Annotated in this window: 24 protein-coding genes and 1 riboswitch; of the genes, 18 read left to right on the top strand and 6 right to left on the bottom strand. The window is 67.4% G+C overall.

Going from position 1 to position 25,841, the window contains the following annotated elements:
* Positions 1-17: 17 nt before the first annotated feature.
* The 5 genes from MNI96_RS14485 to MNI96_RS14465 form a co-directional block, all read right to left on the bottom strand.
* Positions 18-752 carry an SDR family NAD(P)-dependent oxidoreductase gene (locus MNI96_RS14485; RefSeq protein WP_249694295.1) on the bottom strand — a complete coding sequence of 245 codons (735 nt, stop codon included), beginning with the start codon at positions 750-752 and terminating at the stop codon, positions 18-20.
* Positions 753-834: 82 nt separating this feature from the next.
* Positions 835-1,956, bottom strand: a complete 1,122-nt coding sequence (locus tag MNI96_RS14480; protein ID WP_249694294.1) for a C4-dicarboxylate TRAP transporter substrate-binding protein — start codon at positions 1,954-1,956, stop codon at positions 835-837.
* Positions 1,957-2,025: 69 nt separating this feature from the next.
* Positions 2,026-3,330, bottom strand: a complete 1,305-nt coding sequence (locus tag MNI96_RS14475; protein ID WP_249694293.1) for a TRAP transporter large permease — start codon at positions 3,328-3,330, stop codon at positions 2,026-2,028.
* 10 nt (positions 3,331-3,340) lie between these two features.
* Entirely contained in the window at positions 3,341-3,865 is a 525-nt protein-coding gene (locus tag MNI96_RS14470; protein ID WP_249694292.1) for a TRAP transporter small permease subunit, read from the bottom strand.
* Between the two features lie 2 nt (positions 3,866-3,867).
* Positions 3,868-4,626 carry an SDR family NAD(P)-dependent oxidoreductase gene (locus MNI96_RS14465; protein WP_249694291.1) on the bottom strand — a complete coding sequence of 253 codons (759 nt, stop codon included), beginning with the start codon at positions 4,624-4,626 and terminating at the stop codon, positions 3,868-3,870.
* Positions 4,627-4,767: 141 nt separating this feature from the next.
* Between MNI96_RS14465 and MNI96_RS14460 the strand changes: the two genes are divergently transcribed.
* A complete protein-coding gene (locus tag MNI96_RS14460) occupies positions 4,768-5,511 on the top strand; it encodes a GntR family transcriptional regulator (RefSeq protein WP_249694289.1) in 744 nt (247 codons plus the stop codon).
* A gap of 20 nt (positions 5,512-5,531) precedes the next feature.
* A complete protein-coding gene (locus MNI96_RS14455; RefSeq protein ID WP_249694287.1) occupies positions 5,532-6,146 on the top strand; it encodes a glutathione S-transferase family protein in 615 nt (204 codons plus the stop codon).
* An 85-nt stretch (positions 6,147-6,231) separates the two neighbouring features.
* On the opposite strand, the gene MNI96_RS14450 is transcribed toward MNI96_RS14455, so the two are convergent.
* Positions 6,232-6,879 carry a LysE family translocator gene (locus MNI96_RS14450; RefSeq protein WP_249694285.1) on the bottom strand — a complete coding sequence of 216 codons (648 nt, stop codon included), beginning with the start codon at positions 6,877-6,879 and terminating at the stop codon, positions 6,232-6,234.
* A gap of 464 nt (positions 6,880-7,343) precedes the next feature.
* Between MNI96_RS14450 and MNI96_RS14445 the strand changes: the two genes are divergently transcribed.
* The 16 genes from MNI96_RS14445 (at position 7,344) to thiS (ending at position 25,838) form a co-directional block, all read left to right on the top strand.
* Complete coding sequence (locus MNI96_RS14445; RefSeq protein WP_249694283.1) at positions 7,344-8,321, top strand: acyl-CoA desaturase; 978 nt, start codon at positions 7,344-7,346, stop codon at positions 8,319-8,321.
* Positions 8,322-8,354: 33 nt separating this feature from the next.
* Positions 8,355-8,642: an acyl carrier protein gene (locus MNI96_RS14440; RefSeq protein ID WP_249694281.1), complete on the top strand. Its 288-nt coding sequence runs from the start codon at positions 8,355-8,357 to the stop codon at positions 8,640-8,642.
* An 11-nt stretch (positions 8,643-8,653) separates the two neighbouring features.
* On the top strand, positions 8,654-9,541 hold the full coding sequence (locus MNI96_RS14435) for an SAM-dependent methyltransferase (RefSeq protein ID WP_249694279.1): 888 nt from the start codon (positions 8,654-8,656) through the stop codon (positions 9,539-9,541).
* A gap of 130 nt (positions 9,542-9,671) precedes the next feature.
* The gene (locus MNI96_RS14430) at positions 9,672-10,964 is read left to right on the top strand and encodes a cytochrome P450 (RefSeq protein ID WP_249694278.1); all 1,293 of its coding nucleotides are present in this window, start codon (positions 9,672-9,674) and stop codon (positions 10,962-10,964) included.
* Positions 10,961-11,791: a thioesterase II family protein gene (locus tag MNI96_RS14425; protein ID WP_249694277.1), complete on the top strand. Its 831-nt coding sequence runs from the start codon at positions 10,961-10,963 to the stop codon at positions 11,789-11,791. The genes MNI96_RS14430 and MNI96_RS14425 overlap by 4 nt, the downstream gene beginning before the upstream one ends.
* The gene (locus MNI96_RS14420) at positions 11,767-13,566 is read left to right on the top strand and encodes a fatty acyl-AMP ligase (protein ID WP_249694276.1); all 1,800 of its coding nucleotides are present in this window, start codon (positions 11,767-11,769) and stop codon (positions 13,564-13,566) included. Before MNI96_RS14425 ends, MNI96_RS14420 begins: the two co-directional genes overlap by 25 nt.
* Positions 13,567-13,641: 75 nt before the next feature.
* A complete protein-coding gene (locus tag MNI96_RS14415; RefSeq protein ID WP_249694275.1) occupies positions 13,642-14,067 on the top strand; it encodes a PaaI family thioesterase in 426 nt (141 codons plus the stop codon).
* Positions 14,068-14,105: 38 nt separating this feature from the next.
* Entirely contained in the window at positions 14,106-15,131 is a 1,026-nt protein-coding gene (locus tag MNI96_RS14410) for a TauD/TfdA family dioxygenase (RefSeq protein WP_249694274.1), read from the top strand.
* Positions 15,132-15,194: 63 nt separating this feature from the next.
* The gene (locus MNI96_RS14405; protein WP_249694273.1) at positions 15,195-16,004 is read left to right on the top strand and encodes a class II aldolase/adducin family protein; all 810 of its coding nucleotides are present in this window, start codon (positions 15,195-15,197) and stop codon (positions 16,002-16,004) included.
* Between the two features lie 50 nt (positions 16,005-16,054).
* The gene (locus tag MNI96_RS14400; RefSeq protein WP_349629179.1) at positions 16,055-16,993 is read left to right on the top strand and encodes a Pnap_2097 family protein; all 939 of its coding nucleotides are present in this window, start codon (positions 16,055-16,057) and stop codon (positions 16,991-16,993) included.
* A 303-nt stretch (positions 16,994-17,296) separates the two neighbouring features.
* A complete protein-coding gene (locus MNI96_RS14395; RefSeq protein WP_249694270.1) occupies positions 17,297-20,329 on the top strand; it encodes an AMP-binding protein in 3,033 nt (1,010 codons plus the stop codon).
* Positions 20,330-20,448: 119 nt separating this feature from the next.
* On the top strand, positions 20,449-22,179 hold the full coding sequence (locus tag MNI96_RS14390; RefSeq protein WP_349629178.1) for a type I secretion system permease/ATPase: 1,731 nt from the start codon (positions 20,449-20,451) through the stop codon (positions 22,177-22,179).
* Position 22,180: 1 nt separating this feature from the next.
* Positions 22,181-23,521 (top strand): HlyD family type I secretion periplasmic adaptor subunit, encoded by a 1,341-nt coding sequence (locus tag MNI96_RS14385; RefSeq protein WP_249694268.1) that lies wholly within the window; start codon positions 22,181-22,183, stop codon positions 23,519-23,521.
* A gap of 46 nt (positions 23,522-23,567) precedes the next feature.
* Positions 23,568-23,671, top strand: a riboswitch (TPP riboswitch).
* A 133-nt stretch (positions 23,672-23,804) separates the two neighbouring features.
* A complete protein-coding gene (thiD, locus tag MNI96_RS14380) occupies positions 23,805-24,665 on the top strand; it encodes a bifunctional hydroxymethylpyrimidine kinase/phosphomethylpyrimidine kinase (protein WP_249694266.1) in 861 nt (286 codons plus the stop codon).
* Positions 24,662-25,672, top strand: a complete 1,011-nt coding sequence (gene thiO, locus MNI96_RS14375; RefSeq protein ID WP_249694264.1) for a glycine oxidase ThiO — start codon at positions 24,662-24,664, stop codon at positions 25,670-25,672. Before thiD ends, thiO begins: the two co-directional genes overlap by 4 nt.
* Positions 25,641-25,838, top strand: a complete 198-nt coding sequence (thiS, locus tag MNI96_RS14370) for a sulfur carrier protein ThiS (RefSeq protein ID WP_249694262.1) — start codon at positions 25,641-25,643, stop codon at positions 25,836-25,838. Before thiO ends, thiS begins: the two co-directional genes overlap by 32 nt.
* Positions 25,839-25,841: the final 3 nt, after the last annotated feature.

The raw sequence follows: 25,841 nt of genomic DNA, 5'->3' as shown, positions 1-25,841 counted from the left end.
TCCTCGGGTCGAGATGGTCAGAAGCTCGTGGTGCCGCCGAGCGAGCGGCCGCCGTCGACAAGCAGCACCTGACCTGTGATGAAGCCGGCCTGCGGCGAGCCGAGAAAGGCGACGGCATGGGCGATGTCGTCCGGCGCGCCGAGCTGGCCCATGGGCTGCTGCGCCCGCAGGCCGTCCAGATCGGTGTCCGAGCGGGCCTTCAGCATGTCGGTCTCGATGACGCCGGGGGCGACCGCGTTGACGCGGATCTTGCGTTCGGAAAGGTCGAGCGCCATGGCGCGGGTAAGGCCGGCGACGGCCGCCTTGGAGGCGACGTAATGGGCGTAGTGGCGCGCGCCGAGCATCGCCCGCGAGGCGATGTTGACGATGGCGCCGCCCGGCTGCATGCGCGCGGCGATCTTCTGCGACAGGTCGAACAGGGCGACGAGGTTGACCTCGTACATTTTGCGGAAATCATCGGGCACCAGTTCGAAGAAGCCCTTCACATTGAAGATGCCGGCATTGTTGACGAGCAGGCGCACGTCTCCGACCTCCTCGGCAAGGCGGGCGACGGCAGCCGCGTCCGTGACGTCGAGCGCATAGGCGCGGGCGCTGCCGCCGCTTGCGCGGATGGCGGAGGCAACCGCTTCCGCGTTGTCCGCGGCAAGATCGGCGACGATGACCTGATGGCCGTACTCGGCGAGGACACGGGAAATGGCCGCGCCAATTCCCGCGCCGCCGCCGGTCACGATGGCGATGGGGTTCTGTGTCATTGGCAATGATCCGTCAGGTCGAAGGGGAGGCAGGGAGGCAGCGGGCGCCGTGGGGAGAGGTCCGGCGCCCGCCGCTGCGTCGTCAGTTCATGCCGAAGCTGTTTTCGTCGATCTTCGAGTACAGGTTCTCCTGGAGGATCTTGGCCAGCGCATCAGCGTCGGTACGGTCGACCCCTTCAAGCAGCCCCTTCCACTTCGTCTGAAGCGCCTGGAACTCTTCGATGAGATCGGTCGGATCCTCGACCTTGCGGTCGTCCATGGACTTCTTCGGCAGGCCTGCGACGAAATCGGCCTGGAACTCCTTGAGCTTGGCGCTCAGGTCCTCGGACGGCTCGATGATCTCGAGGCCGCGCTCCTTGGAGCCTTCCATCGCCGCGGCGACGCCGACGTGATAGGCGACCTGCGCACGGGCATTGCCGATGGCCATGTTGTCGAGCAGCACGCGGCGCTGTTCGGGGGCGAGCCCCTGCCAGAAGCCCGGGTTGATCACGTAGTTGGCGCCCAGCACCACGCCCATCGGCAGGGTGGTCACGGACTTCGCGACTTCCCAGAACTTGTTGCCCTTGTCGAGGTTGGTCGGGTCCGACATGGTGCAGTCGATGGAGCCGCGGCTGAGGCCCGAATAGACATCGCCGATCGGCACGGAGACCGGCACGCCGCCGAGACTCTCGACCCAGGAGGTCTGGGCGCCGCCGGCGGTGCGGATCTTCAGGCCGTTGGCATCGGCTGCCGCGCGGATCGGCTTGACGCAGACGAAGTTGTAGACCGGGGTCGAGTAGCCGCCGGCGAAGATGCCGCCGTTCTTCTTCCACTCGCCGACGATGCGCTCGTTGGTCATGCCCATTTCGGTATAGGCGAAGGCCGAGGCGATATCGTCGTCGGAGACGAAGACGAGGTCGTTGAGCACGTTGTTCAGCGGCAGTTCCGAGGGGGTGTAGCCCGGATAGACGATGCCGAGCTGGGCAACGCCGTCGCGGATCGCCTGCATGGTCGACTTGGCCGGCACCAGCGCGCCGCTGGAATAGACCTCGAAGGTGATGGCGCTGTCCGTCGCGGCCGCCACATCCTTGGAGAACTTCTGGTAGGTCTCTTCGTTGAGGATGTGGACCGGCGCCATCCAGTTGGTGGCCTGGTACACGTCCGCATAGGCGGCTGAGCCCATCAGGCCGGCAGTCAGGGTCGCAAGGGCGAGCAGTTTCTTCATGTCTTCCTCCCATGTTCCGGCGCTTCTTGTCGGGCGCCGATCGGATCAGGCGAACGAGGTGTTCGGGGGTCAGTTCGCCATGATTGCGGGCAGCCACAGGCTGATGGCCGGGAAGGCGATCAGCAGGGCCAGCGTGATGAAGTCGGCCAGGATGAACCAGCTGACGCCGGCGAAGATCTGGCCGAGAGGTATGGTGCTGCCGAGACTGGATCGGATGACGTAGACGTTCATTCCGACCGGCGGCGTGACGAGGCCGATCTCCAGCAGCTTGACGGTCAGGATGCCGAACCAGATCAGGTCGACGCCCAGCAGCGCCAGCATCGGCGCCAGCACCGGCAGGGTCAGCAGCATGATCGAGATGCTTTCCAGGAAGCAGCCGAGCACCAGATACAGCGCGCCGATCATCAGGATCACGGTGATCGCGCTGTAGCCGTCGAAGAAGTTGGTGACCCAGACCGGCACCGTGGACAGGGCGATGAAACGGGCGAACAGGGCCGCGCCGACGACGATGATGAAGATTGCGGCTGTCCCCATTGCCGTATCGATGAGCGCGCAGCGCATCACCCGGATGTCGAGCTGGCGGCGGGCGGCGGCGATGATGCAGGCGAGGAACGCGCCGATGGCTCCGGCCTCGGTGGCGGTGAAGATGCCGGTGAAGATGCCGCCGAGCACGCCGGCGATCAGCACCGGAAGCGGCCACACGTCCTTGATCAGCTCGAGCTTCTCGGCCCAGCTGTAGACGGCGTCGCTCTTGGGCGCCAGCTCGGGATTGAGCATGGTGCGCAGCGAGATCAAGCCGACGAACATGACGGCCGACAGCAGGCCGGGGATGAGGCCGGCGATGAACAGCTCGCTGATCGACACGTCCATCATCAGGCCGAAGACGATCAGCAGGACGCTCGGCGGGATCAGCGAGCCGAGCGTGCCGGCCGCCGCGACCGAGCCGGCCGCGAGCGAGGGGGCATAGCCGGCCTTCAGCATTTCCGGGATGGCGATGCGCGAGAAGGCGGCGGCGGTCGCGACGCTCGATCCGCTGGCCGAGGCGAACAGCGCGCTGGAGGCGACCGTCGCCGAGGCGAGCCCGCCCGGCACCCGGTTGAGGAACACGCGGGCAGCGGCGAACAGGCCCTTGGTCAGGCCGGCGCCGGAGGCGATGTAGCCCATCAGCAGGAACATCGGCACGGCCGACAGGTTCCAGTCGCCGACGAGATCGTAGGGAACGGCCTTGACGATGCCGATGGCCGGCATCGCGCCGAGCATCGCGAAGATGCCGCCGACGGCGACCGCGCCCATGGCGACGCCGATGGGAACGCGCAGGCCGATGAGGACGAGCGTCAGGACGATGCCGACGAAGCCGATTTCGAGACGGTCCATGATCGGGGCCTCAGACTGGATCTGCGTGTTGGGGCTGGTCGTCCGCCGGCAGGACGTCGCGGCCGGACAGGATCAGCACGAGGCGGGTGAACTGGGCGAGGCAGGCGAGGCCGAGGCCGAGCGGCAGGAGGAATTTGGTCGGCCAGACGACGACCTTCCAGGCGCCTTCGACGATCTCGCCGATTTCCCAGGCATGCACGGCCGGCTGCCAGGACAGCCAGGCGATCAGCCCGTAGACGGCGAGCGACAGCAGCGTGCCGAGCAGCAGCATCATGCGCCGCGCCGTGGGGTTCGCCATGTCGAAGAACAGCTCCACCACGATCGGGCCGTTCTTCACTTCGAGCCAGGCCAGCGGGAGGAACACGACCGAGATCATGTAGTAGCTGGCCACCACCTCGGCGGTACCCGGGATCGGCGCATTCAGGAAGTACTTGCCGGCGACGTCCGCCGTCACGTGCAGCATCATCGCCAGCAGGGCGAGGGCCGCCAGCCCGGCGAGCAGGGCGGCGATCCGGTTGAGGGCGCGCTCCAGCATGGTCATTGCATCCGGTAGCCGCCGTTGATGTCCAGCGTGGCGCCGGTCACATAGGCACCGTCCGGACCGGCGAGATAGGACACGGCACCGGCGACGTCTTCCGGTGTGCCGATCCGGCCCATGGGGATGTTGCGGGAAATCTCCGCGTCTTGGGACGGGTCGAGTGACAGGCGCAGCATCGGCGCGTCGATCAGGCCGGGAGCGACCGCATTGACGGTGACGCCGAGGGGCGCGGCCTCGCGGGCGCCGGCCTTGATGAGCCCGAGGATCGCGCTCTTGCTGGCGATGTAGGCCGAGCTCGACCGGTAGCCACCGAGCTGGGCCGCAACGGAGGAAAAGCCGACGAAACGGGCGTGCTCCAGCGGGGCGCGGGTGCGGTGGCGCAGGTACTCGCGCAGCAGCAGGAACGTGCCCGTGCTGTTGATCGTCTGCGTCTTGTCCCATTCCTCGAAGCTGGTCTCGGTGAGGGGGCGGCGTTGGCCGGTCTCGTCGAGGATCAGGATGCCGGCCGCCGCGACGAGCACGTTGATCGGGGCGATGCCGCTCTCGACCTCGCGAAGACAGGCGATCACCGCCTCTTCGCTGCTGACGTCGAGCGCAAGGCCGGCATGGCCGGTTCCCGGCAGCGAGGCGGCAACCTCGCGGGCCCGTCCCGCGTCCATGTCGGTGGCAATGATCGAGAAACCGTCCGCGGCAAGCCGCTGTGCGACGGCGCGGCCTATTCCGCCTGCCGCGCCGGTGACGAACGCTGTGAGCGCCATCCGTATCCTCCCATATTTGTTCCCAGGATTGGATACATTATTGCGGTTGTCAATCGTGAATATGAGGATTTTTGATTGTTTTGGATAAATTCGATGTTTGGCGAACTTGCCAGAGGGCATGAAACAGGTCATTTTGGACCCATGACACCACTCGATCAGGCTCCGGCATCCACAGCCGACGTCACCAGCGCGGATGCTGCGGCAACCGCCATTCGCGAGATGATCCTGGAAGGCAGGTTTGCCCCCGGCGAACGGCTGCATCAGGACCAGCTTGCGGAAATCCTTGGCGTTTCGCGCACGCCCCTGCGCACCGCTCTGGCTCGGCTCGCCCAGGACGGGCTGATCGACTACGAGCCCAATCGCGGCTATCGAATCCGCCGCTTCATGGTCTCCGACATCCGGCAGGCCTTCACCGTACGGGCGAACCTGGAAGGGCTCGCCTGCCGGCTGGCGGCGGAGGCGGGGCTCAGCAAGGGGCAGCTGGCGCGCATGGAGGCGCTGGTCCTTGAGGGCGACGCGATCCTCTCGGCCGGCCGCCTCGACCCTGAGCAACTGCCTGCCTACCGACGGATGAATGTCGAGTTTCACGAGACCATCATCGGCGCCGCCGGGAACCACTGGATCGGCCGCTTCGTGCACCAGTCGCACAACGTGCCGCTCGTCTCCGACCGCGTGATCCTCTGGGACGACTTCGAGGTCATCCACCGCTCGCATGACGACCACCGCCGCATTCTCAAGGCGCTGGGCGACAGGGACGGCACGCGGGCGCAGAACCTGATGAGCGAACATGTCATATTCGCCGGCCAGCTCCTTGCCGACCGGCTGGAGGCCGACCCGGAAGCCGCGCTGCGCCAGGCGAGCCAGGCACAGGCCGGACATTTCTGAAAACCCACTGGAGAGTGTTGATGAAGCTCTATTTTTCCCCCGCCTCGCCCTATGTGCGTAAGGTGATGGTCGTCGCCCATGAAAAGGGCGTGGCCGACCGGATCGAACTTCTCGGTTCGGCGGCAAACCCCGTCAACCGCGACAAGACCATCGTCGCCAGCAACCCGTCCGGCAAGGTGCCGACCATGCTGCTGGACGACGGATCCGCTCTCTATGACAGCCGGGTGATCTGCGCCTATGTGGATGCGCAGGCCGCCTCGCCGGTGCTGGTGCCGGCCGAGGGCAACGAGCGCTTTGCGGTGATGACGCTGGAGGCGCTCGCCGACGCGATCCTCGATGCGGCGCTTCTCGCCCGCTACGAGAAGATCATGCGGCCCGAAGCGCTCTACTGGGACGACTGGCACCGCGGCCAGATGGAGAAGATCGACAGCGGCCTCGATGCGCTCGAGACGGTCTGGTTGTCGCATCTGGAGGGGCCGCTGTCGATGGGATCGATCGCGGCTGCCTGCACCCTCGGCTATCTCGACTTCCGCTTCCCCGACAAGGACTGGCGCAGCACCCATCCGGGCCTCGCGGCGTGGTTCAAGGCGGTCTCCGAACGCCCGTCCATGCAGGCAACGATGCCGAAGGGCTGAGGCGCCTCGGGCGGACAGGCAGCCGCCTCTCAACGATCAGGGCGCGGATCCGCAAAGGGTCCGCGCCCTTTTCGTATTGCCAGGCTCAGATTTTCAGGCTGTCGACGATCAGCCACAGGCCGGACAGGCCGTAGACGGCCGCCAGCGCGTAGCGGAAGCCGGTCGAATTGGCGACCTCCTCGCGGTTCAGCACGCGCGAGGAAAACAGCAGCACATAGGCCGAGAAGATGCACAGGCCGAGAACGAGGCACCCGAGCACGATCGCCAGCGGCGCATACCAGGGCGAATCCGGACGCACCCCGGCGGTGATGATAAGGATCCAGCCGACGCTCGCCTTGGGGTTGAGGATCTGGATCAGGAAGCCCCGGCGGAAATGGCCGGCAAGCCCTGTTTCCGTGCCGTTCTGCCCTGTCTCCGGTCCGCCGGCCGGCCCCATTGACGGTTTCCACTGGCGAAAGGTCTTCCAGGCCAGCCAGACGAGATAGGCCCCGCCGGCGATGCCGACAGCCATCATCGCCGCCGGCATGGCGACCAGCACCGACGACAGGCCGAAGGCGGCGAGCAGGGCCCAGGTCTGCCCCGCGGCCATCACCCCGGCCATCACGGCGAAGCCGGACGGGCGGCCCTGGCGGATCGCGGTCGTTGCGATCGTCATGTTGCCGAGGCCGGGGCTGGCTGCCCCCACGATGTAGATGAGAAACGCCGAGATCATGTTGGCGTCGTCGTAGGTCATGATCGGCAAGGGCTCTCAGGAAGGAGTGGCGGGTCGCGGCGCTTCCTTTACAGGGGCGCCGACAGGCGGTGCAAGTCTAGATTGTAGGAAATCGCTTGCTCGCGCTGGGCGTAGCCTTGCCGTTTCCTCCCCCGTTGCGCGAGATGCTCGCGAGTGTCCCGCCGATCAGTGCGAAACACTTCTTTGCGCGGAAGAAGAAATCAATATCGTAATTAATAACAATATTGATAAATCTACGCAAGGAATCGCCTATTTATTTCTTGATTCGGGCCTTCATATTTGAAGTGACTCACATGATATATTTAAAGAATTTCGGCAAAAACAGTCGTACTGCTAGCGTGATCAAGTGATAAATAGAGTTTTTCCAAAAAAATACGGTGTATTTACGCGATAAATACTTCGCGTGCACAGGTCATCCGACGGTCCGTTCCGGCGACTTGCGGGCTGCGATTGGAGGAAGAGTCATGCTGAACAGAGGCGACCAGATCGCTCATCAGATGTTCCAGGAGGTGCAACTGCCAGGGCAGCCGCGCCAGAAGGTTATCGACAGTCCGCACCTGCACAAGATGCAGAGAATGCATTTTTTCCTGTTCGACGTGTTGCCGATCCTCGGCACCGCCTGCGCGATCGTGTTGCTGTTCTTCCACCCGATCACGTCTCTCGACCTGACGCTCTTCCTCGTCTTCTGGGCGTTGAGCGGTCTGGGGATCTCGATCGGCTACCACCGTCTCTTCACTCATCGCAGCTTCAAGGCCTCCGCGCCGGTTCGCGCGGCTCTCGGCATCTTCGGGTCGATGGCGGGGCAGGGCGGGGTGATCTCCTGGACGGCGATGCACCGGCGACACCACGAGCTCGGCGACCAGGAAGGCGACCTCCACTCGCCGAACCTGCATGGCAGCGGGCTCAAGGGCAAGCTCAAGGGCTTCGTCCACGCGCATTTCACCTGGATGGTGGCGCATCCCTATCCCAACGTCGTCCACTACGCGCCGGACCTGCTCAAGGACCGGGTGATGATCTGGGTGAACCGCCACTACTACACCTGGATCGTGCTGGGCCTGCTGATCCCGACCGCCATCGGCGGGCTGGTGAGCCAGTCCTGGATGGGTGCGCTGACGGGCTTCCTGTGGGGCGGCATGGTGCGCATGTTCGTGGTCGAGCAGGGCATCTTCGCACTCAACTCGCTTTGCCACCTGATCGGCCGCCGCCGCTTCGTCACCGACGACCAGAGCACCAACATCAGCTGGCTCGCCCCCTTCATCTTCGGCGAGTCCTGGCACCACAACCACCACGCCTTCCCCGGTTCCGCGTCCTTCGGGCTCGCCTGGTACCGCATCGATCCCGGTTACTGGGTCATCCGCTTGCTCGCTCTTTTCGGCCAGGCCTGGGACATCAAGGTCCCGACGAAAGAGCAGATCGAGCGCCGGGAAATTCGCAGCGCCTGACCCGACGCAATTGCAGGAAGAGGAGGAGTTCCCATGGATCACGTTCAGATTGCGGAAAAGGTCGACGAGGCCGCCGTGTTTGCCTGGCTCAAGACCTACATCTCCAATGTGCTGGGCATGGACCAGGCGTCCATCAAGGGCAGCGATGGACTCGATTCCCTCGGTCTCGACTCCGCCCTGACCACGGCGCTGGCGATGGATCTGGAGACCTGGCTCGGCGTGGAGATCCCGCTGGCGATCCTGTTCGAGGCGGAAACGCTCGACAACATCGCCGCCGGCGTCGCCCGTGAGGCCGAGCGCCAGCACGTCACGGCAGGATGAGGGCCGATACCATGAAGACGGAACAGCCCGACTACGGCGGCTCGATGGCCGCGGTCCAGTACCACTACGACGTCAGCCGCGACTTCTACCGTCTGTGGCTCGACGAGTCGCTCACCTACTCCAGCGCCCTGTGGGAGGGCGAGGACGACACGCTGGCCGCCGCCCAGCAGCGCAAGATCGACCATCACCTGCGCGAGGCCCGGGCGGAGAAGGCTGAATCCCTGCTCGACGTCGGCTGCGGCTGGGGCGCCCTGGTACGCAAGGCCAGCAGCTATTCCGGCCTGAAGCGGATCGTCGGCCTGACGCTCAGCGAGGACCAGGCGGACAACGTGCGCAGCTTCGGCATCCCGCAGATCGAGGTGCGCCTGGAAAGCTGGACCCAGCACAAGCCGGACCGGCCTTATGACAGCATCATCTCCGTCGGCGCTTTCGAGCATTTCGCCAAGCCCGAGGACAGCCGTCAGGTGAAGATCGAGACCTATCGCGACTTCTTCGCCACCTGTGCCTCGTGGCTGACGCCGGGCGGGCGCATGTCGCTGCAGACCTTCGTCTACGGCACCATGCGCAACGAGGAAGCCAGCCAGTTCATCAACGAGGAGATCTTCCCGGCCGCCGACCTTCCGCGGCTGGACGAGATCGCCGCGGCGGCGGACGGGGTGATGGAGGTGACCTATCTGGTCAACCACCGCCTGCACTACGCCCGCACCTACGATGCGTGGGCGCGCAACCTGCGCCGGCGGCGCGACGAGGCGGTGAAGCTGGTCGGAGAAACCGTCACCGAGCGGTACGAGCGCTATCTCAAGCAGACCTCCATCGGCTTCTACACGGGCAAGATCGGGCTGCTGCGCATCTCGCTGCGCCCGACCGATCGCCCCGTCTCCGAACTGTCGAGGATGTGAGGGAGCCGGGCCGGCGTCCCTCGCCGGCCCGCCGCACGCATCGGCAACACCCCCGGCTGCGCGAGCCGTGCCGCCGGACGCCCCCGTCTTGTCTCCGTCTTGCCCGCGTCCAGCAACAGGGAACCGTGCCATGACCGTCACCGCCCCAGCAGCACAAACCCAGCCAGGCAGCGCTGCCTCCCGCGTGCCGGGCGGCCAGGACATCGTCTTCAACCCACTTGATCCCGCGTTCCGCGCCGATCCCTATCCGGTCTATGCGCGCCTGCGCCGCGAGGCGCCGATCCTGCGCACCAAGGGTACGCTCATCCTGTCGCGCTACGAAGACGTGCTCGCGGTCATGCGCAGCCGCAAGTTCAGCGTGCGCCTGATCCCCGACACGGTGGTCAAGCAGGCCGCCCGCCTGCGGTTCGAGGACTACGGCCAGATGCTGCGCTTCCTGCAGACCTCCATCGTCTTCACCGACAATCCGGAGCACATGCGTCTGCGCCGGCTGGTGAACCAGGCCTATTCCAATGAGGCGATCAACGCTCTCCTGCCGGTGCTGACCGACCGGATCGAGCGCCTGCTCGCCACCCATGCCGCCCGCGGCGGCTGCGACGTCATGGCGGACATCGCCGTGCCGCTGCCCATCGACATCCTGTGCGACTGGATGGCGGTCGATGACGAAGCCCGCCCCGGTATCGCCGAGAAGGTCCATGCCGTCCGCTACCTGCTCGACCCCGGCATGATGAACCGCTCCGCCTTCCAGAAGGCGGCAAGCAGCATGCGCGAGCTGACCGGCTATTTCGGCGAGCATGCGGCCCGCATCCGCAAGTCGGGCAAGGACACGATCATCGCCCGCCTCTGCGAGGCGCAGGTCGACGGCGCCGGCCTGACGGAGGAGGAGATCGCCTTCGCCTGCGTCATGTCCTTCGTCGCCGGCACCGAGACGACCCAGTGCCTCATCGGCAATCTCGTCGATGCCATCCTCGATCACCGCGAGAAGTTCGAGGCGCTGGGCGACGACGGAGCCTCGATCCGCGCCGCGATCGAGGAAGTGACGCGCTACGAGACGCCGCTGCAGTTCACCAAGCGCCTTGCCGTCGAGGACTGCACCGTCGGTGGCATCGACATTGCCGCCGGCGAGCAGATCCTGCTCTGCCTCGGCTCGGCCAATCGCGACGGCGAGGTCTTCGAGGCTCCCGACGAGCTGCGCTTCGACCGCAAGGGCACCGCCCATATCGGCTTCGGCTTCGGCATGCATTCCTGTCTCGGCGCGCTGCTTGCCCGCGTCCAGGGCGATGCCTTTCTCAAGGTGCTGCTGAACGGCTACGGCGACTTCGAGCGTGTCGATCCAGAGCGCCGCTGGCAGGCCAACAGCCTGATCCTGCGCGGTCCCGAGCGGCTCGACATCCGCTTCTCCAGTCAACGGGGGACGGCGTGAGCGCGCAGGCGGAGATCTTTGCCAGCGACCGCGCGCGGGCGGCGGTCGACCTCTACGTCTTCCACCATGCCGGTGGCAGCCGCCACTCCTTTGCGGCCTGGCAGGCGAAGTTTCCCCCGGAGGTCGCGCTGCACCGGGTGCAGCTTCCCGGCCGCACGGCGGAGACCTGCAATGTCCTGCCGAAATGGGCCGGCGCGCTGGTTCCCGGCCTCGTCCGCAACTTCCTAGCGTCCCGCGCCGGATCCCGGCGGCCTTTCGTCTTCTACGGCCACAGCCTCGGCGCATTGATCGCCTTCGAGCTGACCCGCTTCCTGCGGCTGATCGGCGAGGACATGCCCGCCGGCCTCGTCGTCGCCAGCCGGCGCGCGCCCCACTGCGAACTCAGCCATGGCGAGCTGTTCAGCCTGCCCGACGACGAGCTTGTTGCCGCGCTCCATCGTCTCGGCGGCGTGCCGGCGCTCATGCGCGGCAAGGAGGACTGGCTGCGCCAGGTGCTGCCCGTGATCCGCGCCGACCTGCAGCTGTCCGACATTTATCGTTACGCCGGCCAGCCGCCGCTCGAGTGTCCCATGCTGGCGGTGAAGGGCTTCGACGACCCGATCATGTCGCTGCGCGAGCTCATCGAATGGTCGGCCCACACCACCGGCAATTTCACCTGCGGCCAGCTGCCGGGCGCGCATTTCTTCGATGCCGAGGGCACGCGCCGCCTGGAGGCGATCCTCGTCAGGACCCTGGCCCGCTGGGCCGACTTCGAACCTGCGGGCACGTCCGCCCGTCCCATCAGCCTTCCGGAGGAGAGACCATGCTGGACAAGAGCCGGGATCTGAGCAGCGTCGGCGTTCCCACCCTGTGGGGCCTCCTCGACACCTATGCGGCCGCACGGCCCGACGACCGGGCCTTCCTCTATCTGGGGCCGGACAATATCGAGCAGGAGGCGCTGACTTACGCCGAGCTGCACCGGCTGGCGCGCATCTACGGCCAGCGGCTGCGGCGGCACACGCGCCCCGGCGACCGGGCGATCCTGATGTTCCCGACCGGCCTTGCCTTCGTCGTCGCCTTCTTCGCCTGCCATTTCGCCGGCGTGGTGCCGGTGCCGATGGTGCCGTTGAAGGGCTCGCGCCTGCGCAACACGGTGCATGCCATCGCCGAGAATGCCGCTGCCGCCGTGGTGTTCAGCAATCTCGACCAGGCCTCGCTCGTCCACGCTCAGCTGAGCCCGCTGCCGAGCTACCGAGACGCCACTTTCATCGCCATCGATCTCGACGAAGCCGGCGCCGCACCGACGGCCGACCCGCACGAGGCGCTGCCGCACGAACTCGCCTTCATCCAGTATACGTCCGGCTCCACGTCGGTGCCGCGCGGCGTAATGGTGAGCCACGCCAATCTGGCCGCCAACCTGGAGATGATGGCCGAGGCCTTCGGCAACGACGACAATCCCACCTATGTCGGCTGGGCGCCGCTCTATCACGACATGGGGCTGATCGCGAATGTGCTGGAGCCGTTCTATCTCGGCACCTTCTGCATCCTGATGTCGCCCAACCTGTTCGCCCACCGGCCCTGGCTTTGGCCGAAGGCGATCAGCGACTATCGCGCGGTGGTCAGCGGCGGACCGAACTATGCCTACGACCTGTGCATCGAGCGCCGCGACCTGATCATCGATGCCGGTCTCGACCTGTCGTCGTGGAAGCTGGCGTTCAACAGCGCCGAGCCGGTGCGCGCCGGCACCCTGCAGCGCTTCACCGAGGCCTTCGCCGGCATCGGCTTTCGCCCGCAGACCTTCTACCCCTGCTTCGGCATGGCGGAGGCGACGCTCCTGATCACCGGCGGCAGCCGCAGCGAGGTTCCGATCCTGCGTCCGGTCAGCCGTGCCGGCCTTGCGCGAGGGGCGGCCGTCGCGCCGGCCGACGAGAAAGACGAGACACAGGCGATAGGCTGCGGCCGCGCGCTGCGCGACGAGACGCTGCGCATCGTCGACCCGGAGACTTTCGCCGCCATGCCCGACGGCGAGATCGGCGAGATCTGGGTGGCAGGACCGCATGTGCCGCTCGGCTATTTCGACAATGAGGAGGTCTCCCAGCGCACCTTCCACGCGCGCATCAAGGGCGAGGCAGACGGCGAGCGTTACCTGCGCACCGGCGACCTCGGCTTCGTTCTTGAGGGCGAGCTCTATGTCACGGGCCGATACAAAGATCTCATCATCGTCCGCGGCCACAACGTCTATCCGCAGGACATCGAATATGTGGCGGAGCGCGCCTGGCCGGGGCTGAAGACCAACTCCGGCGCCGCCTTCGCGGTGGAGGATCCCGACAGCGGCATCCAGACGCTGGTGCTCGCCCAGGAGGTGCGGATGGGCAATCGCCAGTCGATCGATATCGACGCGGCAACACGGGCGATCCGCCAGGAGATCCTGCGCGAGGCCGACGTCACCTTCCACAAGATCGTCCTGCTGGAGCCGGGCTCCATCCCCAAGACGTCGAGCGGCAAGATCCGCCGGGCCGAGACGCGCAAGCGCTATCTCGACGAGACGCTGGCGATCCTTGCCCGCCGGCCGTCCCAGGCTGCCGAGGCGGAGCCCGCCAGAGCGGCGAGCGGCGACGACTGACCGAACGCGGAACCGGGCCGGCACGGCCCGCCCGGTTCGCGGAACTTGCAATCGTGACGAGGTGAATAAAGGACCATGTCCGAGGAAAAGCAGCCGGTTCTCTCGCGGGACGAGATCGGAGCGGTGATCGGCAAGACGCCGTTTGCGGTCTGGGTCGGGGCCAGCCTCGACACCTATCGCCACGGCGAGGTCGAGATCAGCATCCCGATGCGCCGCGAGCTGACCCAGCATCACGGCTTCGGCCATGGCGCGATCATCGGATTCCTGGCCGACAGCGCCTGTGCCTGGGCGGCCGCCTCCGTCGCCGGCGATGTCGTGACCTCCGAATATAAGCTCAACATGTTCGCACCCGCCGTCGGCCAGACGCTCGTCGGCCACGGCCAGGTGCTCAACTACGGCGGGCGCCATGCGGTCTGCCGTGCCGATGTCTACGCCCTTTCGGGCACGCGCAAGAAGCTGGTGGCGACGGCGCTCGCCACGATCTTCCAGGTCAAGCCGTAAGGCGACCTTCCGATCCACCCCAACCAGGAGTTCGCGTCATGCAGCACGTTGAAAGCACTCTCGGTCCCGACGTTCCGATCGTGGTCTGGTCGCCGCGCGACGGCACCCGTTTCAGCCTCGACGAGCTCGCCGCCTACCTCGCCGAGGCCAAGGACCGCATCTCCGCCCAGCTCGATGAAAACGGCGGCGTCCTGCTGCGCGGGTTCGACTGCGTGCACACCTCCAGCGACTATCAGAAGGTGCTCGACGTGGTCGCGCCCGACCTGATGGACTATGTCGGCGGCACCTCGCCGCGCAAGGTCGTCAACGGCCGGATCATGACCGCGACCGAGATCCCCGGCTCCTACTCGATCCCGCTGCACCAGGAGATGTCCTACACGGACAATTCGCCCGACCGCATCTCCTTCTTCTGCGAGCGCCCGCCCGAAGAGGGCGGCCAGACCACCATCGGCGACATGCGCGCCATCACCCGCGCCATCGATCCGAAGGTCCGCGAGCGCTTCGAGACCCATGGCGGCGTGCAGCTCTGCCGCAACCTGCCGCTGCCGGAGAAGGTCGCCTCCCGGCCGGGCGTGCCCAAGACCTGGCACGAGGTGTTCGCGACCGACCGGCGCGAGGAGGCCGAGAAGGTCGCCGCCAAGTCCGGCTGGCGCTTCGAATGGCTGGACGACGGGTCGATGCAGCTCTGGCAGGAGGTGCGTCCGACCACCCGGCAGCACCCGCGCTCCGGCGACGATGTCTGGTTCAACCAGGTGCATATCTTCTCGCCCGTCTCGGCGCTGAAATGGGCGCGGCTCGATGGTCGCACCGAGGCCGCCGACCGGCTGGCGCGGGCGCTGGAAGAGGCGCCGCAGCTTCTCGACCACATGCGCTACGGCGATGGCACCGAGATCTCGGCCGAGGATGTGCTGCACATCTACGACGTGCTGCTGGAGAACGAGAAGCCGGTGCAGTGGCAGAAGGGCGACGTGCTCGTCCTGGACAATATCCTCGTCGCCCATGGCCGCAAGCGCTTCTCCGGCGACCGCAGCGTGCTCACCGCGCTGATCCAGCACGCCCACTGACACTCGTGCCAAGGCCCGGCGGCGTGTCCGCTGGGCCCAACCCCATCCGAACGGGAGACAGCCATGCTGAAGACGGTTTCCAGCACAAAGTCCGGCGAGGCGCGGGACGAGATGGCCGCCGAGGAGCGGCGCATGCGCGTCCAGCTTGCCGAGTTCTACCATCTCGTCGCCTATCTCGGCTGGACCGAGATGATCTTCAACCACATCTCGCTGCGCGTGCCCGGTCCCCACCGACACTACCTCGTCAATCCCTTCGGGCTGCACTACGAGGAGATCACCCCGGACAACCTGGTGAAGGTCGACGTCGAGGGCAATCTGGTCGAGCCGTCGGACTACCCGGCCAACCGGACGGGCTTTGCCCTGCACGGGGCGATCCACGAGGCGCGCGACGACATCCATTGCATCGCCCACACCCACACGACGCCGATCTCCGCCATCGCGCTGAAGGAGGGCGGTTTCACCTATGACGACTTCTACGGGGCGCAGCTCTTCGGCCGGGTCGGCTATCACGCCTTCGAGGGGGTGACGGTCTTTGCCGACGAGCGCCCGCGCATGGTCGCGAGCCTTGGCGACAAGAGTGTCCTTGTGCTGCGCAACCACGGCATCGCGGTCGGCGAGCGCGACGTGCCGCGCACCTTCTGGCTGCTCTACAACGCGCAGCGCGCGGCCGAAATCCAGTGCCAGGCGGGCATGCTGCCCGGCGCCAATACCCCGCTCACCGACGAAGTGCGTCTGCGCAGCGCGGCAGCGGCCGAGGAGCTCGTCGCGGGCGATGCGTTCGCCGCCAAGCTCTTCGACGCGATGGTGCGCAAGGTACGCCGTGACCGCGGCCCTCTCTGGGCCAGGGATACGGGAACCGACCGGCTCGAATAGGCGGCGTCCCGCCGGCCTGCCGACCCCGAAATCGCGGAGGATCATGTCCCGTGACACTGCAAGAGAGAAACCGGCCCCGGTCCGGGCCAGGGGTGGCGTCCCACCGGGATCGGGCGACAGGCTGGGCGAGCACTCACCGGGTCCATCTCGGCATGCCGCATCTGGCCTTCAGCGGGCTTTCGGAGGCCTGGCTGCTGAAGGAACTGGGCCACCGCCACTGGATCCAGCTGGCGCGCATGGCGGAATACGACTTTCCCGACTTCTACGACGAGGCGGGACACACGGTCTATGCCGCGTTCCGTTCGGTGCGGATCGAGGGCGCGCGCTTCGATATGGCCAAGGAGAACGACACGCTGGTGATCCGCTCCAGCCTGTTCCGCCTGTCGCGCACCCAGGTGCAGAGCGAGCACCGTCTGAGCATCGGCGGGGCGATGCTCGGCATCGTGCGCATGGTCTCGGTCTTCGTGCACCGCAACGGCCAGACCTCGAACCGCTCGGTGGTCCGCGTCGAGATCCAGGGCCTGCCGCCGGTCTCCGAAGCCGGCAAGTCGGATCTGTCGGGCCTCGACGGCACCTTGTGGGCCTGGGACGAGGGAACGATCGTTGCCGCCGACCACCGGCCGCAGCTGTTTTTTCCCTGCCCCTCGCAGGACTTCAACGGGGCGGGCTTTCTCTACTTCGCCAACGTCCCGGCTTTCGTCGACCGGGCCGAATGGAACGTCGATCCGGACTTCGCGCGCAATGCGATCACCCGCTGGCGCAGCGTCGCCTATCACGCCAACATCGATCCCGGCGAGGCGATCTCCATCGAGCTCGTCGACTTCGAGCGGGGTGATCTGCTCTGGCGGCACCGCTGCCGGGTGACCCGGGCTACCGACGGCAAGCATATGGCCGACGTCCTGAGCGTGCGCAGCCGCGTCGAAGTTGCCGGATCGCGGCGGGTTGCGGCCCGGCAGGAGATCGGCTGTACCGACCGGCCGGACTGCTGACCTCTTTGACCGAAGAAGGGGCAACCGGGCGGTGCGCGCCCGGCAAGGGTCCCTTGCGCCCGCCCAAGGGTTGCATATCCTGAAATACGGAGTGTGGATACCGGTTGGTGATACGGATATTTTACATCGCCACGTTGTCGTGATACCCCTCTTCAGATCCTGCAAAAGTGCGGAACATCCGTAATCTCAAGTAGTTTCAAGAAAAAATCCGTTCAGGACGCCAAGAGGCCGATCTGATGCCGTTTTGCATCGAGCTTTCTCTCGTTCTGGCGAAGGGTTGGTTGCGGCCATCGGGAGACGGGCATGACATATTCGGTGTTGCGGCGGATCGAGGAACTTGCCTTCGATCGTGGCGACCGCGTCGCGATGGAAGAGGGGCCGCGCCGGCTGACCTATGCCGGCCTCTATGAGGCGATCCGCAGGACCGGCCGCCAAGGCCTCTCCCGTTCCGCCCCCGGACTTGTCGGGATCAACGGACGTCCCTCGATCGAGGCCGGCGTCGGCATGCTTGCGGCGCTGGCCTCGGGCGATGTCGCCGTTCCGGTCGACGGGCGCCTGCCGCTCGCCCGACAGCATGCGCTGCTCGACTGGTGCGACACCTTGAGCGATCAACGCGACATCGCCGGGATCGTCGCAGATCTCGACGGCAAGGTGCCGCAGCCCGATCCCGCGGGCTGCATCGCGCCGCGCCTCCCGCGTCAGGCGGCCTATATCGCCTTCACTTCCGGCACCACCGGCGAGCCCAAGGCCATCGAAGGCACGATGGAGGGTATCGACCATTTCATGGCCTGGCAGTCGGGCCTCGTCGGCAGATTCTGCGAGGCGCCGCGTGTCTCCTGGCTGACGCCGCTGTCCTTCGACGTGATGTATCGCGACCTGTTGCTGCCGTTGGTGACCGGCGGCACGCTGGTCGTTCCCGATGTCGAGGCCGGGTTCAACATCGCCTCGGGCTGGCAATGGCTGACGGCAGAGCGGATCGACATTGCCCATGTCGTTCCGTCCATCGTCTCTGCCTGGCTGGCGGCCGGCGAGCTGCCGCGCCTGGACGTCCGTGCCCTGTTCTTTGCCGGGGAACCTTTGAAGGTGCCGCTGGTCGCGGCGCTGCGCCGCCGCTATGCCGGGCGCGTCTACAATCTCTACGGCCCCTCCGAGGGCACGATGGCGAAGTTCTGCCGCCTGATCGACGAAGACTGCCCGACGCGCGGCGCGCTCTATCCCGTGGGCCGTCCCATCGGCGACGATGTGTCCTTCGAACTCGCCGGGACCGGCGAAATCGTGCTCGCCTCGCCTTACCTGACCAACGGCTACCGGCGCCGCGACGGGGCGGCCGAGCCGTTCCCGCAGGTCCGGCCGGGCTGGTACGCCTATCGCACGGGAGACCGGGGCGAGGTTTCCGGAGACGACCTCTTCCTGCTCGGCCGCCTCGACAACCAGATGAAGGTCAACGGCATCCGCATCGAGGCCGGCGAGGTCGAGCGTCTTGCCGAAGCTTGCGAGGGCGTCGAGCGCGCGGTCGCCGTCAAGCTGGCGCCGCCCGAGGCGCCGGGCGAGACGCTCGCCCTGTTCTGGCAGGGCGCGCCGGACCGGGAGGCGTTGCTCCGCGAGCAGCTGTCCGATGCTCTTCATCCGGCCGTGATGCCCTCGCTCTACACGCGTCTTGCCAGCTTCCCCGTCACCCTCAACGGCAAGGTGGATCGCAAGGCCCTTGCTGCGGATGCGGCAGCCTTGCTCGCCGAAGCGCAGGCGGATCCTGGCGAGCCCCTTCACGGCAACCCGGCCGAGCGGCATGTCCAGCAGGTGATCTCGCAGGTGCTGCGCCGTCCTTGCGGCCTCGATACGGATTTCATCGGCCTTGGCGGCAATTCGCTGATGTTCGGACTGATCGCCCTGCAACTGGAGACGGCCTTCGGCATCGCCATTCCCCAGCCGCGCTTCTACGAGGCCGGCACGCCGCGTGCCATCGCGGCCTGGTTCCTCGCCAATGGCGGGCGGCTTCGCCAGACGGGGAAAACTGCGGACACGGGCGGCGCCCCCGCTTTGCCGGAAGCGGCGGTGGCGACTTACCGGCCGCTCACCAGCCGCCAGCAGACGATCTTCGACATCTTCTGCAAGGACATCTTCGGCGCGGCCATCAACATGATCCTGCAGATGCCGTTTCGCGCCGCCGAGGCCGAGCGGCTGAAGCGCGTGTTGCTGCGGCTGATCGAACTCAACGACTGCTTCCACCTGCGCTTCCGGCGGGATGGCGACACGCTGCTGCAGACGATGGTTGCCGAAGGCTTTAGTCCTGAGGACTTCGAGGAGGTCGAGGCGGACGATGCCGAGTTCGACCGGCGGTCCACCCTTTTCGGCGAGCGGACCTTCGACCTCGACGGCGAGCGCCCCTTCCGGATCCTGCTGCTCACCAGCCCGTCGGGTGCCGGCCGCCTCGTCCTGTCCATGCATCACCTCATCAGCGACGGCATGTCGCGCGAATATATCCGCCGCGACATCGAGGACGCGCTGGCCGGCGCGCCGGTACCGGTGCGCGGGCCGTTCCGCTCGGCCATCGCCGCCGAAACCGGCGAAAGCCGTGCCCGCGCCACCGCCTTCTGGCATGCGCATATCGCGGGCGCGCCGCCGATGCCGCGCTTCGTCTCCGGGCCCGACCGGGAGAACCTGTCGGCGCGCATGCTCACCGTGCCGCTCGGCGTTGATCACGACGCGCTGCTGGCCCATGCCCGCGCGCTCAACGCCAGCGTCTTTCCCTTTCTGATGGCGCATTTCTACCGGGCAATGGCGGCCCATTCCGGTGCATCCGACCTGATCATCCGGGTCACCACCCACGGGCGCTACCGCCCGGAACTGCTCGACACGCTGGGCCTGCTGTTCAGCGCCGTGCCCTTGCGCATCGACGGGGCTGGAAAGAGCACGCCTGCCATCGTCGCCAGCCTGTCGCGCATGCTGGAGGCCGCCCGCGATCACCAGGACGTGTGCTTCCGCGATCTCGCCCGACTGGCCGGCGAGCCGGACGACGAGCATGTCCACCCGGTCACCGGCATCAGCTTCGCGCTCGACGGCTACGACGTCAGCGAGGCGATGCCGGCCGGCCTTTCCCTCGACGCGATTCCGCAGGTCGTCCGGGCGTCGCTCCCGCATGAGGCGCTGGTCTTCGCCCGCACCTATAGCGACGGCTGCGTGCTGCGGTTCCTCTACCGCGCGAAGGCCTTTTCCGACGCCGATATCCGCGCCATCGCCGCGCATATGCGTGAAACGATCCTGCAGGAACTGGCGGAGGGCGCGCGGGAGGCCTTTGAGGCAGCGGAGACCGGTCGCCGTGCTCTGCAGTGTTCCTAGCGCGGTCGTGGCCAAAAAATAAGCCCGTCCGCAGCGAGAAAGTGCTAGTTTTCCGACAGCTAGCGTGGCATGCGACCGACGATGTCGGTTGCGGCAGGTATGCGGACTGGGACGGGATCTTGCGCAAGGACAAGTCGATGACGCAGGCGCCGGCGGGCGCCACGGTGGTGGACCGGGTTTTCCGTGCGGTGCGCTCCGCGCTTTTCGGCGTGGCGCTGGTCAGCCTCTTGGTCAACCTCTTGATGCTCACCGGGCCGGTCTACATGCTGCAGGTCTATGACCGGGTCCTGGCCAGCGGCTCCGTGCCGACCCTGCTGGTGATCAGCGGCTTCGCCCTGCTGCTCTATGGCGTCTTCGGCCTCCTGGAAGGCCTGCGCTCGCGCATCCTTTCGCGCATCGGCCAGCGCATCGATGCCCAGCTGTCCGGTCTTGCCTTCGCCATCTCGTCCCGGCTGCCGCTGCGCATGGGCGCGGGAGCGGCGAAACTGCGTCCGGTGCAGGATCTTGACGCGGTCCGCACCTTCATGTCCGGCCCCGGCCCGGCGGCGATCTTCGACCTGCCGTGGATGCCGGTCTATTTCGCCCTGCTTTTCCTGTTTCATCCGTTGCTCGGCTGGCTGGCCATCGGCGGTGCAGTGCTGATCTGCATCCTGATCGGCCTCAACGAGGCGACGTCCCGCAAGCCGGCAACGGAAGCCGCCCGCGCCGCCAGCCGCCGGGCGTCGGTGGAAGAGGCCGGCCGCCGCAATGCCGAGGCGCTGGGTGCCATGGCGATGGACGGCCCCCTGGTGCAGCGTTGGGAGCGCGAGAACGAGGCCTTCCTCGAGGTGCAGCGCCGGGCGCAGGACTGGTCCGGCTTCTTCGCCACGGGGATCAAGACCGTCCGCTTCCTGCTGCAGTCGGCGGTGCTGGGCCTCGGCGCCTGGCTCGCCATCCTGGGCGAGGTCACTCCTGGCGTCGTCATCGCCGGATCCATTCTCACCTCCCGCGCGCTCGCCCCGGTGGAGCAGGCGGTCGCCCAGTGGCGCCCCTTTGCGGCGGCTCGTCTCGGTCGCCGGCGCCTGCGCGAGGTGTTCGCCCAGCTGTCGGAGCCGGACGTCGAGCGCCTGGAGTTGCCGTTGCCGCAGCGCTCCCTGACGGTCGAGCAGCTGGCCTGCGGCCCGGCCGGCGTGCCGCGCCCGGTGGTGCAGGGCGTTGCGCTGGAGCTTTCCGCCGGCGACGGGCTCGGCATCATCGGCCCGTCCGGCTCGGGCAAGTCGACGCTGGCCCGTGCCCTAGTCGGCCTGGTGCCGCCGCTGCATGGCTCGGTCCGCCTCGACGGGGCGGAGCTGTCGCAATGGGCGCCCGCCCGCCGCGGCCGCATCATCGGCTATCTGCCGCAGGACGTGCAGCTGTTCGACGGGACGGTTGCGGAAAACATCGCCCGCTTCGATCCGGATGCGGAGGCGGATGCGGTGATCGAGGCGGCCCGCATGGCCGATATCCACGATTTTGCAACCGGTCTGCCGGACGGGTACAACACGCTGATCGGGTCGGAAGGCATGGTCCTGTCGGGCGGGCAGCAGCAGCGCATCGCCCTTGCCCGCGCCCTGTTCCGCAAGCCGTTCCTGGTGGTGCTGGACGAGCCCAATTCCAATCTCGATTCCGACGGGGAGGCCGCGCTGACGCGGGCGATCCGAGAAATGCGCAATGCGGGCTGCATCGTCGTGGTCATCGCCCATCGGCCGAGTGCCATCTCCGCCGTCGACAAGGTCCTGTGCCTGCGCGATGGACGCATGGCGGCCTTCGGACCGAAGGACGAGGTGCTGAAGCGCGTGGTCGCGCCGGTGCCGCAGTCGGGAGTGGCGTGACATGGTCCGCCGCGAAGCCGACGGGCGCCTCGCCGCGCCCTCCATCGACCGTCAGCTGACCCGCAGCGTCCGCCGTCACCTGCTCGCCTCGCTGCTGGTTGCGGTTCTGCTGCTCGGCGGCTTCGGCGGCTGGGCGGCGATGGCGCGCATTTCCGGCGCGGTCGTCGCGCCCGCCACCGTGGTGGTGGAGAGCAACGTGCGCCGCATCCAGCACCAGGAAGGCGGCATCGTCCGCGAGATCGCCGTGCAGAACGGCGACCGCGTGGCCGCCGGCGACCTTCTCGTGCGCCTGGACGATACGGTGACCCGCGCCAACCTGGCCGTCGTGACGCGCCAGCTCGTCGATCTCTACGCCCAGGAAGCGCGCCTCGTCGCCGAGCGCGACGAGAGCGAGGAAATCGCCTTCAACGAGCGCGCCCGCGAGCTTGCCGATACCGAGCAGCTGGCGCTGGTCGAGGACAGCCAGAAAAGCCTGATGGATGCGCGGCGCAAGTCCGTCACCGGCCGTAAGGACCAGTTGGGCGAGCAGATCGTCCAGTATCGCCGGCAGATCGAGGGGCTCGATGCGCAGCTTTCCGCCAAGGGCGAGGAGATCGCCCTGATCGAGGACGAGCTGAAGGATCTCACCGCCCTCCTCGAAAAGCGGCTCGTGTCGCGCGCCCGCGTCACCGCCCTGCAGCGGGACCGCACCCGCCTCAAGGGCGAGCATGGCGGGCTCGTCGCCAAGATCGCCGAGGTCAACGAGGCGATCAGCGAGCGGCGCATCCTGATGCTGCAGATCGACGAGCAGTCCCGCGCCGAGGTGCTGGAGCAGTTGCAGGACACTCGCGCCCGCATCGCTCGGCTGGAGGAGCAGAAGATCGCCGCCGAGGACCAGCTGCGCCGTGTCGAGGTGCGCAGTCCGCAGGCCGGCACGGTCCACCAGCTTGCCGTGCACACCATCGGCGGCGTGGTCGGTCAGGGCGAGACCTTGATGCTGATCGTGCCGCAGGGCGACCTGCTGGTGATCGAGGCGCAGGTGCAGCCGCGCGACATCTCGCAGATCGTGCCGGGGCAGGAGGCGCGCGTGCGCTTCCCCGGCTTCGACCAGCGCACGACGCCGGAGCTTGCCGCTCGCGTGCACACTATCTCGGCCGACCTTGCGAGGGACAACGTTACCGGCGCCCGCTACTTCGTCGCCCGTCTCGTCATTCCGGACGAGGAACTGTCGCGCCTCGACGGCGAGCTCCTGGTGCCCGGCATGCCGGCGGAGGCCTTCATTACCACCGAAGACCGCACGGTGCTGTCCTACCTGGTGCGCCCCGTCACCGACCAGATCGCCCACGCCTTGCGCGAGCGGTGAGCCGCCCCCCCGCTTGACGTTCCCTCCCGACCCTCCTATCGTGCCGCAAAATTCGTTGGGGTGCCTTCACCGGCTGAGAGACGCGAACCGCGTCAACCCACTGAACCTGATCCGGGTCATGCCGGCGTAGGGAACGAATGCAAGCCCGAACGGCCGCAAGGCCGGGCTCTGCCGCAAGATCGATGCGGCCATCCGTCGCCCCGAAACCGCAGTCCGGATCGTGCCATTCACGCGGCGCGCCACCTTCTTGCCGAAGGCGCGCCTGGCAGGAGCGGGGAGCGCCGTGGCCAGGGACACGAAACCGGAACATGCTGCAGGCGGCTCGGGCAGAGGCCCGGCCATCGCACTGACCATCGCCGGCTCGGACAGCAGCGGCGGCGCCGGCATTCAGGCGGATCTCAAGACCTTCTCCGCGCTCGGCGTCTATGGCGCCAGCGCGATCACGGCGATCACGGCGCAGAACACCCGCGCGGTGACGCATATCCACGACATCCCGCTCGATGTGGTCGCAGGCCAGATCGCCGCCGTTCTCGACGATCTCGAGGTCGGCGCGGTGAAGATCGGCATGCTGTCCTCGCCGGAGATCGTCGCCTGTGTCGCCGCCGCGCTTGCCGACTATGCGGGCCCGGTGGTGGTCGATCCGGTCATCGTCGCCAAGTCCGGCGCCAAGCTCCTGCGCGAGGAGGCCATCGCCGCGCTGAAGGAGCAGCTGCTGCCGCGTGCGACGCTGATCACGCCGAACCTGCCGGAAGCCGCCAGCCTGCTCGGAGAGGGTCCGGTCCGCGACACTGATGCGGCGGAGCGACAGGGCCATGCACTGCTGGCGCTCGGCTCCGGCGCCGTGTTGATGAAGGGCGGCCATGCCGAAGGGGAGCAGTGCACCGATCTTCTGCTGGTTCCCGGCGAGCCGCCGCTCGCCTTCACCTCGCCGCGGATCGAGACCCGCAACACGCACGGCACCGGCTGCACGCTCTCCTCGGCCATCGCCGCGGGCCTTGCCAAGGGGCTGCCGCTCGCGGCGGCCGTCGCCGAAGCGCATTCCTGGCTGCACGCGGCCATCGCCGCCGCCGATACGCTGCGCGTCGGTTCCGGGCATGGTCCCGTGCATCATTTCCATGCCCTGTGGCGGGAGGATACGCGATGAAGATCTCCGTCGTCGGCGGCGGCGTCGTCGGCCTCTGCGTTGCTACCGTGCTTGCCGAGCGCGGGCAGGAGGTGACGCTGTTCGAACGGGCCGAGGCGCCGGGTCCCGCCTCCTGTTCCTGGTGGGCGGGCGGCATGCTCGCCCCCTGGTGCGAGGGCGAGAGCGCCGAGGAGCCGGTGGTCCGGCTCGGCCGCGACGCCATCTCCTGGTGGTCGCAGCGTGTCGGCGGCGTCGTGCTCAACGGCAGCCTGGTGGTCGCCCCGCCACGGGACACGGCGGACCTGCGCCGCTTCGCTCGCATGACCGACTGCCACGAGAGCGTCGACGGCGAGCGCATCGCCGAGCTGGAGCCGGACCTTGCGGGCCGCTTCCGCCAGGGGTTGTTATTTGCCGGCGAAGGACATCTCGATCCGCGCCGGGCGCTGGCCGATCTCGTCGCCCGGCTGCAGGGGCTGGGCGCCGCCCTGCGCTTCAACACGGACATGCTGCCGCAGGACGCACCGGGCGACCGGGTGGTCGACTGCCGGGGCCTCGGCGCTGCGGCCGACGTGCCGGAGCTGCGCGGCGTCAAGGGCGAGATGCTGGTCCTGCATGCGCCGGAGGTGTCGCTGTCCCGGCCGGTGCGCCTGCTGCATCCGCGCATCCCGCTTTACGTGGTGCCGCGCGGCGAGGGGGTGTTCATGGTCGGCGCCACCATGATCGAGAGCAGCGAGCGCTGGCGCATCACCGCCCGCTCGATGATGGAGCTGCTCGGCTCCGCCTACACACTGACGCCGGCCTTCGCCGAGGCCGAGATCCTGGAAACCGGCGTCGACGCGCGCCCGGCCTTCCCCGACAACCTGCCGCGCCTGTTGCGCGACGGCCGTATCCTGCGGGCCAACGGCACCTATCGGCACGGCTACCTGCTTTCGCCGGCGCTGGCGCAGCAGGCGGCCGATCTGCTTCTCCATCCTGAAACCGAACCGGAGTTCTTCCATGGCCATAACCGTCAACGGCGCTCCGCTTGAGCTTGCGCCGGGGTCGCTGGCCGCGATCCTCGAGGCGCTCGACTATGGCGATGCCATCGTCGCCACCGCCCTCAACGGCGATTTCGTTCCGGCCGAGGAGCGCGCCGGCACGCAGGTGCGCGACGGCGACCGGGTCGAGATCCTCGCCCCCATGCAGGGGGGCTGACCC

The organism is Stappia sp. WLB 29, from assembly GCF_023507705.1.
Lineage (GTDB): Bacteria > Pseudomonadota > Alphaproteobacteria > Rhizobiales > Stappiaceae > Stappia.
Note: the sequence above shows the minus strand (reverse complement) of the source record. Positions and strands in the feature narration are given on the sequence as shown.

Coding starts and splice junctions, on each gene's coding strand:
- MNI96_RS14435 (WP_249694279.1), top strand. CDS start 8,654: ATGAAGACGGAACAGCCCGACTACGGCGGCTCGATGGCCGCGGTCCAG.
- MNI96_RS14450 (WP_249694285.1), bottom strand. CDS start 6,879: ATGACCTACGACGACGCCAACATGATCTCGGCGTTTCTCATCTACATC.
- MNI96_RS14475 (WP_249694293.1), bottom strand. CDS start 3,330: ATGGACCGTCTCGAAATCGGCTTCGTCGGCATCGTCCTGACGCTCGTC.
- MNI96_RS14430 (WP_249694278.1), top strand. CDS start 9,672: ATGACCGTCACCGCCCCAGCAGCACAAACCCAGCCAGGCAGCGCTGCC.
- MNI96_RS14445 (WP_249694283.1), top strand. CDS start 7,344: ATGCTGAACAGAGGCGACCAGATCGCTCATCAGATGTTCCAGGAGGTG.
- MNI96_RS14465 (WP_249694291.1), bottom strand. CDS start 4,626: ATGGCGCTCACAGCGTTCGTCACCGGCGCGGCAGGCGGAATAGGCCGC.
- MNI96_RS14485 (WP_249694295.1), bottom strand. CDS start 752: ATGACACAGAACCCCATCGCCATCGTGACCGGCGGCGGCGCGGGAATT.
- MNI96_RS14440 (WP_249694281.1), top strand. CDS start 8,355: ATGGATCACGTTCAGATTGCGGAAAAGGTCGACGAGGCCGCCGTGTTT.
- thiO (WP_249694264.1), top strand. CDS start 24,662: ATGAAGATCTCCGTCGTCGGCGGCGGCGTCGTCGGCCTCTGCGTTGCT.
- MNI96_RS14385 (WP_249694268.1), top strand. CDS start 22,181: ATGGTCCGCCGCGAAGCCGACGGGCGCCTCGCCGCGCCCTCCATCGAC.
- MNI96_RS14455 (WP_249694287.1), top strand. CDS start 5,532: ATGAAGCTCTATTTTTCCCCCGCCTCGCCCTATGTGCGTAAGGTGATG.
- MNI96_RS14470 (WP_249694292.1), bottom strand. CDS start 3,865: ATGCTGGAGCGCGCCCTCAACCGGATCGCCGCCCTGCTCGCCGGGCTG.
- MNI96_RS14415 (WP_249694275.1), top strand. CDS start 13,642: ATGTCCGAGGAAAAGCAGCCGGTTCTCTCGCGGGACGAGATCGGAGCG.
- MNI96_RS14410 (WP_249694274.1), top strand. CDS start 14,106: ATGCAGCACGTTGAAAGCACTCTCGGTCCCGACGTTCCGATCGTGGTC.
- MNI96_RS14420 (WP_249694276.1), top strand. CDS start 11,767: ATGCTGGACAAGAGCCGGGATCTGAGCAGCGTCGGCGTTCCCACCCTG.
- MNI96_RS14460 (WP_249694289.1), top strand. CDS start 4,768: ATGACACCACTCGATCAGGCTCCGGCATCCACAGCCGACGTCACCAGC.
- thiS (WP_249694262.1), top strand. CDS start 25,641: ATGGCCATAACCGTCAACGGCGCTCCGCTTGAGCTTGCGCCGGGGTCG.
- MNI96_RS14395 (WP_249694270.1), top strand. CDS start 17,297: ATGACATATTCGGTGTTGCGGCGGATCGAGGAACTTGCCTTCGATCGT.
- MNI96_RS14405 (WP_249694273.1), top strand. CDS start 15,195: ATGCTGAAGACGGTTTCCAGCACAAAGTCCGGCGAGGCGCGGGACGAG.
- MNI96_RS14480 (WP_249694294.1), bottom strand. CDS start 1,956: ATGAAGAAACTGCTCGCCCTTGCGACCCTGACTGCCGGCCTGATGGGC.